General features: G+C 59.0%; 11 protein-coding genes. 4 read left to right on the top strand and 7 right to left on the bottom strand.

Annotated elements, in window-relative coordinates:
- Positions 1-194: 194 nt before the first annotated feature.
- Positions 195-1,412, bottom strand: a complete 1,218-nt coding sequence (gene glgC / locus HMPREF2857_RS01075; protein WP_042388575.1) for a glucose-1-phosphate adenylyltransferase — start codon at positions 1,410-1,412, stop codon at positions 195-197.
- A gap of 112 nt (positions 1,413-1,524) precedes the next feature.
- On the opposite strand from glgC, the gene glgA reads away from it, so the two are divergent.
- The 3 genes from glgA (at position 1,525) to budA (ending at position 5,339) form a co-directional block, all read left to right on the top strand.
- Positions 1,525-2,721, top strand: a complete 1,197-nt coding sequence (gene glgA, locus HMPREF2857_RS01070) for a glycogen synthase (RefSeq protein WP_070642254.1) — start codon at positions 1,525-1,527, stop codon at positions 2,719-2,721.
- A gap of 202 nt (positions 2,722-2,923) precedes the next feature.
- Positions 2,924-4,447, top strand: coding sequence for a cellulase family glycosylhydrolase (locus HMPREF2857_RS01065; RefSeq protein WP_070642252.1), 1,524 nt, complete (start codon positions 2,924-2,926; stop codon positions 4,445-4,447).
- 142 nt (positions 4,448-4,589) lie between these two features.
- A complete protein-coding gene (budA, locus tag HMPREF2857_RS01060) occupies positions 4,590-5,339 on the top strand; it encodes an acetolactate decarboxylase (protein WP_083310478.1) in 750 nt (249 codons plus the stop codon).
- Positions 5,340-5,342: 3 nt separating this feature from the next.
- Here the strand turns inward: budA and HMPREF2857_RS01055 are convergent, their stop codons facing one another.
- From HMPREF2857_RS01055 to HMPREF2857_RS01030, 6 genes are all read right to left on the bottom strand, one after another.
- The gene (locus HMPREF2857_RS01055) at positions 5,343-6,218 is read right to left on the bottom strand and encodes a methyltransferase domain-containing protein (RefSeq protein WP_048732862.1); all 876 of its coding nucleotides are present in this window, start codon (positions 6,216-6,218) and stop codon (positions 5,343-5,345) included.
- Positions 6,219-6,523: 305 nt separating this feature from the next.
- Entirely contained in the window at positions 6,524-6,691 is a 168-nt protein-coding gene (locus HMPREF2857_RS01050; RefSeq protein WP_005509573.1) for a DUF3117 domain-containing protein, read from the bottom strand.
- Between the two features lie 223 nt (positions 6,692-6,914).
- Positions 6,915-7,727 carry a dihydropteroate synthase gene (folP, locus tag HMPREF2857_RS01045; RefSeq protein ID WP_070642257.1) on the bottom strand — a complete coding sequence of 271 codons (813 nt, stop codon included), beginning with the start codon at positions 7,725-7,727 and terminating at the stop codon, positions 6,915-6,917.
- A gap of 45 nt (positions 7,728-7,772) precedes the next feature.
- The gene (locus HMPREF2857_RS01040; RefSeq protein WP_070429515.1) at positions 7,773-8,600 is read right to left on the bottom strand and encodes an LOG family protein; all 828 of its coding nucleotides are present in this window, start codon (positions 8,598-8,600) and stop codon (positions 7,773-7,775) included.
- A gap of 69 nt (positions 8,601-8,669) precedes the next feature.
- The gene (dapE, locus tag HMPREF2857_RS01035; protein ID WP_070642250.1) at positions 8,670-9,806 is read right to left on the bottom strand and encodes a succinyl-diaminopimelate desuccinylase; all 1,137 of its coding nucleotides are present in this window, start codon (positions 9,804-9,806) and stop codon (positions 8,670-8,672) included.
- 5 nt (positions 9,807-9,811) lie between these two features.
- Positions 9,812-10,702 carry a hypothetical protein gene (locus HMPREF2857_RS01030; RefSeq protein WP_246819568.1) on the bottom strand — a complete coding sequence of 297 codons (891 nt, stop codon included), beginning with the start codon at positions 10,700-10,702 and terminating at the stop codon, positions 9,812-9,814.
- 83 nt (positions 10,703-10,785) lie between these two features.
- Between HMPREF2857_RS01030 and HMPREF2857_RS01025 the strand changes: the two genes are divergently transcribed.
- Positions 10,786-11,778: a 2,3,4,5-tetrahydropyridine-2,6-dicarboxylate N-succinyltransferase gene (locus HMPREF2857_RS01025; RefSeq protein ID WP_049193666.1), complete on the top strand. Its 993-nt coding sequence runs from the start codon at positions 10,786-10,788 to the stop codon at positions 11,776-11,778.
- Positions 11,779-11,883: the final 105 nt, after the last annotated feature.

The following is an 11,883-nucleotide window of genomic DNA, read 5'->3' as shown; positions in this document are numbered from 1 at the left end:
ATAAACTCACACAGTTTCACATTTGCAGCCCATGTCCGTATTCACATGCGAAGCCCGTAGCCACACGTGCAGCCCATAATTTTTGGGGTTGCCAGTTTTGGGGCTAGGTAGCAACTAGGTAGCAAAAAGGGTTAGAAGAAAAAAGGCACGTACCCCACGGTACGTGCCTTTTCAGCCGGTCGGACTCAGACAGCCTAGATAACCTGGTTCTTACCAACGGCCACAACGCCGCCAGCGCTGACCTTGAAGCGCTCTGCGTCCTTCTCCGGATCGACACCGATAATGGCGCCGTCGGAAACTACAACGTTCTTGTCCAAAATCGCGTGGCGAACCACTGCTCCGCGGCCGACGCGAACGCCTGGGAAGAGAACCGAGCCCTCCACCGTCGCGCCATCCTCGACCACAACGTTGGTGCTAATAACCGAGTTGCGGACCGTACCACCGGAGACAATCGAACCGGCACCGACCATCGACGCCTGAGCAATACCGCCCTGAACGAACTTGGCCGGAGGCAGGTTCTCCTCCGAGAAGGTGTGGATTGGCCACTTCTTGTTGTAGAGGTTAAACACCGGGTGGACGGAAATCAGGTCCATGTTGGCCTCGTAGAAGGCATCGATGGTACCGACATCACGCCAGTAGCCCTTGTCACGTTCGGTCTCACCCGGAACGTAGCTATCCTTGAAGTCCCAGACGAAAGCTTCGCCCTCCTCTACCAGCATCGGAATGATGTTTCCGCCCATGTCATGGTCGGAGTTTTCATCTTCCGAGTCACGCTTAATAGCGTCGATAAGCGCGGAGGTAGTGAAAATGTAGTTACCCATCGACGCGAACGTCGAGTTCGGGTCATCCGGGGTGCCGGGCGGATCAGCCGGCTTCTCCAGGAACTCGGTGATTCGGTTGTTGTCATCGGCATCGATGACACCGAATGCGCTGGCCTCAGAACGCGGGACGCGGATACCAGCGACCGTCACGCCAGCGCCAGACTCGATGTGGGCCTCCAGCATCTGCTGCGGATCCATGCGATAGACGTGGTCGGCACCGAAGACGATGACGTACTCCGGATCCTCGTCATAAACCAAGTTCAGCGACTGCAGGATCGCGTCCGCCGAACCGGTGAACCAGCGCTTGCCCAGACGCTGCTGTGCCGGCACCGGGGTGACGTACTGGCCGGTGATGCCGGACAGCTGCCACGCCTGCGAAATGTGACGGTCGAGCGAGTGGGACTTGTACTGGGTCAGCACACAGATCTTCAAAAAACCTGCGTTGACCAGGTTCGACAGCACGAAGTCGATAAGCCGATAGCTACCGCCGAAAGGCACGGCGGGCTTAGCGCGGTCTTCCGTCAGCGGGAAGAGACGCTTGCCTTCGCCACCGGCAAGGACAATGGACAAAACATGTGGTTGACTCCTCACACCAACCAACCTATATGCGATTTACGTTCCTCGCCGCCAGTCTCCCCTCCCCGCTACCCACACCCAGGCATATCAAGCGACGGAAATTGTCAAATCTGGTTACGCTGGAACTATGCGTGTTGCCATGATGACCAAGGAATACCCTCCGGAGATTTACGGCGGAGCAGGTGTTCACGTAACTGAACTGACTCGTTTCATGCGCGGCCTCGACGGCGTTGACGTCGATGTGCACTGCATGGGTGCTCCTCGCGATGAGGCGGATGTATATGTCCACGGCGTTGACCCGGAGCTGAAGGATGCCAACGCCTCGATTAAGACGCTGTCCACGGGGTTGCGCATGGCAAATGCCGCCGCGGCAACCGACATTGATGTCGTCCACTCTCACACGTGGTACTCAGGCCTGGGCGGTCACCTCACTGGTCTGCTCAAGGGCATTCCGCATGTGGCCACCGCGCACTCACTGGAGCCGCACCGTCCGTGGAAGCGCGAGCAGCTCGGCGGCGGTTACGACGTTTCCAGCTGGTCCGAGCGCAATGCTATGGAGTACGCAGACGCTGTCATTGCTGTTTCCGCGCGCATGAAGGACGCCATCCTGGATGCCTACCCGCGTATCTCCCCCGACAAGGTCCACGTTGTCCTGAACGGTATCGACACCGAGCTGTGGTACCCGCGCCCGACGTGGGAAGAGTCCAAGGAACAGAACGGCTGGTCTGTCCTGGAGGAGCTCGGCGTTGACCCGTCTCGCCCGATGGTCGCGTTCGTCGGCCGCATCACCCGTCAGAAGGGTGTCGCTCATTTGGTCAAGGCCGCATCGCTTTTCGACGACGGTGTGCAGCTCGTTCTGTGCGCCGGCGCTCCGGACACCCCGGAAATCGCGAAGGAGACTGAGCAGCTCGTCCATGACCTCCAGGAGAAGCGCGATGGCATTTTCTGGGTGCAGGACATGCTGCCGAAGGAGAAGATCCAGGAGATCCTGACAGCCGCGGATTCGTTCGTCTGCCCGTCCATTTACGAGCCGCTGGGCATCGTTAACCTTGAGGCTATGGCCTGTGGCACCGCCGTTGTCGCCTCTGATGTCGGCGGCATTCCGGAGGTTGTCGTCGATGGCGAAACCGGCACTTTGGTTCACTACGACGAGTCTGATCCGGAGGGCTTCGAGCGTGGAATCGCTGCCGCGGTTAACAACATGGTCGCCGACCGCGACCGCGCTACCAAGATTGGCCAGGCGGGTAAGAAGCGTGCTGAAGATGTGTTTAGCTGGGAGAATATCGCTGAGCAGACCGTTGAGGTCTATAAGTCTTTGATGTAGCTGGCTGTCTGCAAGACGCCACGGCTGCGCGGTGGACGGAGTCTCCTCATAAGGCCCATCGCTTCCGAAGCGGAAGCGGTGGGCCTTTCTTAGCCTTTTTACTAACCCCGTTCAGGACATTTACTTATGCCCTTGCCCACTTTTCTAAACCTAATTTGAGTTTTGGCTGAATTTATCATTACTGGTCAATAGCATACTGAGTATGAGATTCACTAAGAAGGTGGCAGCAGCTGGTGCCGCCATTGCCATAGCGCTAGCGGGTGCAGTACCGCATCAGGCGCTCGCTACAGAAGTAGCCCCATCCCCTAGTACCGCTACCATCACCGAGCGTGGTCCCCTTGGACAGTCCGGTCGCTGGTTTACCGACGGTGACGGCCGTGCATTCCTCACTCAGGGGTCGAACATCGTCTACAAGCACGATCCTTACACCCCAGAGGCCGGAGGCTTTAACGAGGACGATGCTGACTGGCTCGTGCAGCAGGGCTTCGACTCCATGCGAGTCGGCATTATCTGGAAAGCAGTAGAGCCAAAGCCCGGCGAGTACAACGACGAATACCTGGATTCCATTGCCCGCACTATCTCCATGCTCACTGAGCGTGGAATCGCGGTCTTGGTCGATGCCCACCAGGACATGTACAACGAGAAGTTCGAAGGCGAATTTGCCCCGGATTGGGCTGTCATTGACGACGGCGTTCCCAGCCTCTTGAAGGTTGGCTTCCCCGCTAACCAGGCCCTCAATATCGGCCTCATTAGGGCATACGACAACTTCCTGAATAACCGCGAAGGGCCAGGCGGCGTTGGGTTGCAGGAGCGTTACGCAGCCATGTGGGGCCATGTCGCCAAACGCCTTGGCGACATGCCGGGACTGATGGGCTACGACATCATAAATGAACCGTGGCCAGGCTCGGCATACCCACTGTGCTACCTGGCTCTCGGCGACTGCGGCCCGGCTAAGGAAAAGCTCGATGAACTGCACCAGAAGGCTGCCCATCAGATCACCGACAAGGACCAGGACGCTATTGTCCACTACGAGCCCTACTCCATGTGGAACACCGGATTGAACACCAATCCGGCGGCCCCGGAGGTTCCTGAAACCGCTGGTACGGCCCTCAGCTGGCATGTCTACTGCACCACGAATGCCCTGTTCAACACCTACACGGGCTGTGACTTCTTCGATGGTCGTACCTTCGACAATGCGGAAATTGTCTCATCCGACAACGGCTCGGCCACACTGCTGTCCGAGTTCGGTGCGACCGACGATGCCGATACCCTCAATGGCGTAATTTCGCTTGCCCGCCGCCACATGGTCGGCTGGCAGTACTGGTCCTACTGCGGATGCAACGACCCGACGACGCAGAACCAGAAGGAACAGGGCATGGTCTTCGACCCTACTGTTCCAGGACCTGTAGGTGCCGATGCCTTCAACCGCGACAAGATGACCATCCTCGCCGCTCCACACCTGCGAGCGGTCGCAGGCACCCCGCAAGCTACCGATTGGAACCGTGACACCCGTGTCTACCAGGCCAGCTGGAACAATAACCGCGTCGACGGCACCGGAGTTTTCGCACCTGGTTCCACCAGCGAGCTCGTTGTGCCCTCGATCAACTTCCCGAATGGGTTCACAGTGAATGTCGAAGGCGGTCACGCCACTGTCGCTGCCGATGGCCAGACCGTTCATATCGTCTCCACTGCTGACCAAGTGACAGTCACCATCCAGCCGAAGTAGAACCAACCGCTCGATTCACCAAATCGCGCCCTGTGGATTTTTCCGCAGGGCGTTTTTCTTGCCACGATTTCCTTACCCACAAGCCGATCGGACATCTAACAGACGACCCGCCCCAGCTTGGGCTACAAATATCGCGAATATAATGGCTTCCATGACCACTCACGAGAATTTTCCAACGGTCCGACACACAATTTTCCAAAACTCACTGATGTCCGCACTGCTCGATGGCATCTACAACGGCGAGATGACCATTGGCGAAATCCTTGGTCATGGAAACTTCGGCATCGGTACCTTCGACGGCCTCGATGGCGAAATGGTAATCCTCGACGGGGTCTGCTGGCAGGTGCGTCACGACGGCTCCGCAACCCGGGCCACCATGGATCAGCGCAGCCCCTACACGGTGGTGACCAACTTCGTCCCGCACACGGTGATGGATGCGCCGGAAAACCTGACTCGCAAGGAAATTAGCCCCATCATCGATTCCCTGGTGCCGAGCCAAAACTTTATGTACGCACTGCGGATTACCGGCGAATTTGAGTGGGTGAAGACTCGAACCGTCGTAAAGCAGGAAAAGCCGTACCAGAAGATGGTTGATGCGACGGAAGAAGACGCCTCGGTTGATTTTGAGAACCTGCAGGGCACGATTGCGGGCTTCCGCACGCCGGTCTATGAGAAGGGAATTTCGGTGCCCGGCTGTCACGTGCACTTCCTCGCGGAAGGCGGCACCGGCGGCGGGCATGTGCTGGACTTTAAGCTGCGCTCGGGCACTATCGAACTGTGCCCGGGCACTGACCTGCAGCTTCGCCTTCCGCTAACGGCGGAATTCTCGGATGCTGACCTGGATCCGGAAGACCTGGATGAGCAGATTCACAAAACCGAGGTCAAGGAGTAAACGCTAGTCTCCCGGGCGGCCAAGACGAGTGACGTAGGCACGGGCGGTGACGTGCATCTCTGCAGGTAGCGCCGCAATGCGTTCCTGCAGCACCTCCGGGTGAATATGGCGTGCCGACGGGCTCATACCGATCTGCGCGGCGATTGCACCCTGGTTGAGGTTCATACCGAACTCCACCAGCTCCGGGTCGCCAACAGGCACGAGGTGCCCCTCTGCCTGGGAAATCATGCGCTCGACCTTGCCGCGCTCGACATCAATGATGCCCAGTGGCTCACGAAGCTCACCCAAGTGACCAGTGGTGGCAGTCAGAACCACAACCTGGCCGCCCGGCTTGAGCACGCGAGCGAACTCCTCCGCGTTGCGAGGTGCGAAGACGACTGTAAGCGCATCGATGGAGCCATCACGCAGCGGCAGACGCGCCCACGCATCGGCTACAACGGCGCCGAGGCGCGGGTGGCTCTTGGCCAGGTGCTTGGCGGCCGGCACAGACACATCAATGCCTACGCCACGGGAATTGGGAATGCTGTCCAGCGTGTGTGCGAGGTAGTAACCAGTGCCCGCACCGACTTCGCAGATGACTGGGCTGGCGGCCTCGGACACGTTGGCGTCGTCAAGCACGTCCTGGACGTTGCCTGTAACTGCCTCAACGAATGGAGCATAGTGGCCACCAGAGAGGAACTCCTCGCGGGCGGTAATCATCTTGGCGTCATCGCCGGTGTAGCGCAGACCAGCCCCTCCGGCGAGCGTAACGTAACCCTGGCGGGCGACATCATAGCTATGTCCGGATTCGGACTTCAGAGTCATTCGTTCGGCATCACCAAACTTCAAATCAGTGCCATCGATGGGGTCAGCAAGCACATCAATGATGTCAGCTAGCACGTCGGTCACTCCTCAAACTGAGCTAGAAAAATAATTTTCACTATCTTAGCCCGTGACGAGCTCAGCCAAGTAACTCCAATGCGAGTTACTGACTACGTTTATGACAAAAATTGCCCGAAAACTGGCTTGAAAGTGTCATAAACTCGCACAGTTTCACATTTGCAGCCCGTACTTTTTGTTCATAAACCCTCATTCGAGCCGTTATCACCTGAAAAAGAAAAGGCGACCTACACCACCTGTATAGGTCGCCGCTGGGTTAAAACCGGACAGGCTCGCCCCTACCCGGCCACTACCCCACTACTCTGCTACTCCACTACTGCTACAAGCTCTGCACCGAGCTCCTTGGCTTCCTCCGGGGACAGTTCCACCACCAGGCGCCCACCACCATCTGCGGGGACGCGCATTACAATCTTCTTGCCCTCTTTAACTGCCTCCAGCGGACCATCACCGGTACGCGGCTTCATTGCTGCCATGTGAACTCCTTCGTTCTAAGACAATGTCGATGCAGGAGACGACCAGTTACCCCAGCTCGGCTGTGGTAGCCAGGAGATTGACAATCCCGGTTCAAGACCTCGGTCTAAGACCCCGGCTCAAGATCCCGGTTTAGAATCCCTGTCGGCATTTTCGACTACTTCTCTTCATCATAGTCCTTTGTTTCACGCAGCGGCATGGGTGAAGCGCCTCAAACTACGCCCCTTACACCAGCCCACGCACCGGATGCAGTGGTGCAAAATCACCGGAAATAGCCAGAGTCATACGGCAGACATCAAGAGTTTCGGACACCTGATGCGAACGGAACACCGCAACGCCGGCAGCTGCTGCATGGGCGGTCGCAGCCAAGGTGCCGGGCACACGCTGCTCGACCGGGCGGTCCAAAGTCTCACCGACGAAGTCCTTATTCGACAGCGCCATGAGCACCGGCCAGCCTGTAGCCACGAGCTCATTGCAGCGCCGCAGAAGCTCGAGGCCGTGGTAGGTGTTCTTGCCAAAGTCGTGGGTGGGATCGATGAGGATGCGGTCCTCCGGCACGCCAGCGTCCACTGCCCTCTGGGCGAGTTTGCCGGTTTCTGAGATGACATCGTCCACGACGTCGTCGTAACGCACGCGAATCGGATTGGTGCGTGGCAGTGCCCCACCTGTGTGCGAGCAGACGTAACCCATCCCGTGGGAACCCGCGACTTCCAGCAGCTCCGGGTCATGGCCTGCCCAAGTGTCGTTGATGAGGTTGGCGCCAGCTTTGATGGCGGCTTCCCCGACTTCGGCGCGCCAGGTGTCGACGCTAATGTGCAGGTCAGGATAGCGCTCGCGGACCTTCGCGATGGTCGGCACCACGCGCTCGATTTCCTCGGCAACAGTTACTTCTGCACCGATACCGGCCTTGACGCCGCCGATGTCGACAATGCCCGCGCCTGCCGCAACAACTTCGTCGACGCGAGCAAGCGCAGCCTCCTCCGCAGCCGTCGCGCCACGGTCATAGAAGGAATCCGGGGTGCGATTGACGATGGCCATCACCGTCGGCACCGCGGAGTCCTGATAAAAACTCCGCACAGCGTCCTACCTTTCGCTGAAGCGACGGACTCGGCGGAGCTTTTCGGAAACGTCAGAGGTCGGCTCACACTCTTCCAACAGCTTTTCGTGCGCGGCCTCGATGTACTCGACCGCTTCGTCAATGGAGTCGGTGACCAGGAAAAGGTCCATATCAGTCGGAGAAATCAGCTCCATGGCCACTAGTTTCTCACGCATCCAATCAACCAGCCCCGACCAGAACTCAGTGCCGAGCAGCACGATTGGGTGATTTTCCACCTTCTCGGTCTGAACCATCACCAGTGACTCAAAGAGTTCATCGAGAGTGCCGAAACCGCCCGGCAGGCAAATAAACGCCTGCGAGTACTTCAGGAACATGGTCTTCCGCACGAAGAAGTAGCGGAAGTTCATGCCCAGGTCGACCCAGTCATTCAAGTGCTGCTCGTGCGGCAGCTCAATGCCCAACCCAATGGACAGGCCGTCGGCGTCGTAGCAGCCGCGGTTGGCGGCTTCCATGATGCCCGGGCCGCCACCGGTGATGGTCGCGTAACCCGCCTCCGCCAGCGCCTTGCCCAGGTCGAAGCCCCACTGGTAGTAAGGGCTATCCTCTGGCAGACGTGCCGAACCATATACCGTCACCGCCGGCGGAATCTCCGCCAACGCACCAAAGCCGTCAACGAACTCCGACTGAATGCGCAGCACACGCCAGGTATCGTTGTGCAGCCAGTCCGTGTTCGGATTGTGTGACAACAGCCTGCGGTCGGTCGTAGACGCCTGCGGTTCGCCCGCCTGTCGAATCGCGATTGGGCCGCGGAGTGCACGGCGCTTAGCTGGGGACGGAGTACGTACAGGTTTCATAACCTCACAATGTATGCCAGCAATGACATACGCGCACCCGCTCGGCGAGGGTGGGGTGTGATTCTAGGCTCACTCAGCCACCGGCGCGGTGGTCAAGTACCGCCGCACATCCTCCCACAGTGCCGTTATGCACTCGACCGGAATCTGCTCATCCTTCTTGTGGCAGTACGCCGGGTCACCCGGGCCAAAGTTCACCGCAGGAATGCCGAGCGCCGAAAAACGCGCCACATCGGTCCACCCAAACTTGGGCTTTACGACGTCGCCTGCGACCGCAACCAACTCCTTCGCAGCCGCCGCATGCAGTCCAGGCAGCGCCCCAGGGCTCACATCCTCGACATCGACGGTGAGGTCCTCGGGCGCGAACTCGTCGAGTCCAAGCACCTCTCGGAAGTGCGCCATGGCCTCATCGGCGCTGCGGTTGGGCGCGAATCGGAAGTTGACTCGCAGCACCGCCTCGTCGGGAAGCGTATTGGTAGCAACCCCGGCCTCCAGCCAGACGACGTTGAGCCCTTCGCGGTAGGCCAACCCGTCGATGTCCACAGTCTGCGGCTCATAGGCGGCAATCCTCGACAGCACCGGCGCTAACTTGTGCACGGCATTGTCGCCGAGCCACGCCCGAGCCGAGTGCGCACGTGTGCCGTGAGCGGTCAAACGCAGGCGAATAGAGCCCTGACAACCGGCTTCGATGACATTGCCGCTGGGCTCGCCCAGCAGAGCGACATCGCCAGTCAGGAGCTCCGGATGCGACTCACTCAAGTGTCGCAACCCGTTGAACTCCGCGGCGATTTCTTCGCATTCGTACATGATGAGTGTCAGGTCGCGCTGCAACTCCTGGCTTGCCGCCAGCGTCGCAAAAGCATGCAGGTAGACCGCGTCACCGCTTTTCATATCCACAGTTCCGCACCCAAAGAGTGTGTCTCGCCCCTGCGCGTCTACCCCACGCGTCGAGGGCACATTGTCCGCAGTTGGCACCGTATCCAGGTGCCCTGCCAAAATCACGCGCTGCGGTAACCCCCGATGGGTCCGCGCAATCACGTTGTTGTCAATGCGCAGGACCTCAATCGACTCATCTGCCTGCGCGATCTCACGCAATGCAGCCTCGACGGCATCCGCAATCGCGGTCTCATTGTGGGACACCGATTCGATGTCCACCAGTGCCGCCGTGAGGTCTACAGGATCTTGGAGCAGATTTAACTTCGATTTCACATCAATTAAGCGTACAAACCATTGTGCGCCAGCGAAACCAGAATTTTGTGATGAATATGCGCCGCACGACCATTGATCGCATCCCCATTGGCGGGCGCGCCACCGCCGAGGAACAGCGCCAGCTCATGTGGTTCGGCGGAGGTCACACCAATTCTCCCCTCCGCCGGGCGCTTGAGCCCATCAGCCACCTCAAAGACCAGGGTTTTCGCTCCTTCCGGAAGAGTTTGGGCAATGATTGCCTCCGGAGTTTCGCTTGCCGACGACCCCGGCGCCCGCTCCTCCCCCGCAGAATCGGTCGCCTCTCCGTTTCCGCCTTCCTCCTCGACAACGCCCGCGCCGGGACCATAGACCACAGCCACGCGGGAGCCATAGACCGCAATCACCGGACGCAGCTCATTCGTACTGACAATCACCGTAGAACCGGCCAGCGGCTTACAGACGGCCGCAACAATCTTGGCCGTTGCATGTGGCAGCTGCACTGGAGTGGGATCGATGTCTCGTCGATAAGCAGGACGAAGCGTTTCGGCGACATCGCCCAGCTCGTCGCGCTCCCACATCGGCAGGGCATCGATGCGTGCCTGCTGATCGCGGTTCTTGCGCTCCAGCAAAAGGCGGGCAATCATGCCACCGCCGAGCCCCACCGCGATGGCAACTGCGATAACCAGCACAAGACGGTTCGGCGCGATGAACGCAACCACTGCGGCAATAGCCACACCGACTGCGCCAATTGGCATTGCTCGCGGCGGCAAAACGAAACCAAAGAAGCTGGCTACGGCGAGAATCCAAGCACTCAGCAGTGCGAATCCGACATAGAAGACCACCGGCAGGGCCAGGACGAAGCCGAGTCCGAGCACACTAACAGCAATGATGAGGCTAACTAAGAACCACTGCTTCATTTTCTGTGTGCTTTCAAGGCCAGCTAGGGGCATAGTTCGTCCTTCCGCGAAGATTCCTCTAAGGGATACTAATATTAAGAATCATGATTACATCTGGTGCTGTCGCTACGGGAATCGCCAACATCGCAATGGACGGTACAGTTCTCGATACTTGGTTTCCCGCACCTCAGTTAAGCGATGAGGTCGTAGAATCGAGCACTCACCGGCTCGGCGCCGCTGATTTGACCCCACAGTTGCTTCGTCAGGTGATTTTGGACGAGGATCGCCGCGTGGAGCAGGTGGCAGTGCGCACGTCCATTGAGGATTTATCCAAGCCTGCTGTCGACCCGCACGATGCCTACCTGCGCCTGCATTTGCTCTCCCACCGCCTGGTCAAGCCGCACCAGCTAAACACCAAGGGCCTCTACGAGTTGCTCCATGTTGTGGCGTGGACCAACAAGGGGCCATGTCTGCCGGACAACTTCGAGCAACTGCGTACCCACTTGCGCGTCCGTGGCCTGATTCACGTCTACGCCATCGACCGCATGCCGCGCATGGTCGACTATGTGCTGCCCGCCGGTGTCCGCATTGCAGAGGCCGAGCGCGTGCGGTTGGGCGCTTATCTGGCACCGGGCACGTCCGTACTGCGCGAGGGATTTGTCTCGCTGAACTCGGGCACTCTGGGTCCATGCAAGATTGAGGGACGTCTATCCTCCGGTGTCGTCATTGGCGCGCACACGAAGGTGGGACTGTCGGCCTCCATCATTGCCGCTCATGACGATTCTGGTCAGCGTAAGCCGCTCACGGTTGGCGAGCGCTGCCACATCGATATCGCGGCCGGCACCGTCGGCGTCAGCCTCGGTAATGACTGCATTATTGACCGAAGCATCCTCATTGCCCCCGATACGCCCATCGACGTCCCTGCGGAGAACCGCCGCATTCAGGCATGGGAAATCTCCGGCCGCGACAACATGCACTTCTACCATCACCCGGACCACTCGGCGGTGTGCGTCCGCCGCACGGAACGCCCGGGCAATGACGAAGGTGCCGCTGCTTTCGCTCAGCTTGCCGACGTGCCGGATGAGCTGGCCGGATAACCTACTTTAGGTGCTCGTGAAGGCACATTAATTGGCCCCGAAACGGTGAATGGGGGTAAACCCGTAATACGGTTATTGCCCCTGTTATCAGCGAGGTAATGTTTG

Source organism: Corynebacterium sp. HMSC076C10 (assembly GCF_001812455.1).
Classification (GTDB): Bacteria; Actinomycetota; Actinomycetes; order Mycobacteriales; family Mycobacteriaceae; genus Corynebacterium; species Corynebacterium jeikeium_D.
The sequence above is the reverse complement of the archived record's forward strand: the minus strand, read 5'-3'. Positions and strand labels throughout refer to the sequence as shown.

Bases quoted from the DNA above. Each gene is read 5' to 3' on its own strand.
- glgA (WP_070642254.1), top strand. From the start codon at position 1,525: ATGCGTGTTGCCATGATGACCAAGGAATACCCTCCGGAGATTTACGGC.
- HMPREF2857_RS01065 (WP_070642252.1), top strand. From the start codon at position 2,924: ATGAGATTCACTAAGAAGGTGGCAGCAGCTGGTGCCGCCATTGCCATA.
- budA (WP_083310478.1), top strand. From the start codon at position 4,590: ATGGCTTCCATGACCACTCACGAGAATTTTCCAACGGTCCGACACACA.
- HMPREF2857_RS01050 (WP_005509573.1), bottom strand. From the start codon at position 6,691: ATGGCAGCAATGAAGCCGCGTACCGGTGATGGTCCGCTGGAGGCAGTT.
- folP (WP_070642257.1), bottom strand. From the start codon at position 7,727: ATGGCCATCGTCAATCGCACCCCGGATTCCTTCTATGACCGTGGCGCG.
- HMPREF2857_RS01040 (WP_070429515.1), bottom strand. From the start codon at position 8,600: ATGAAACCTGTACGTACTCCGTCCCCAGCTAAGCGCCGTGCACTCCGC.
- HMPREF2857_RS01030 (WP_246819568.1), bottom strand. From the start codon at position 10,702: ATGAAGCAGTGGTTCTTAGTTAGCCTCATCATTGCTGTTAGTGTGCTC.
- HMPREF2857_RS01025 (WP_049193666.1), top strand. From the start codon at position 10,786: ATGATTACATCTGGTGCTGTCGCTACGGGAATCGCCAACATCGCAATG.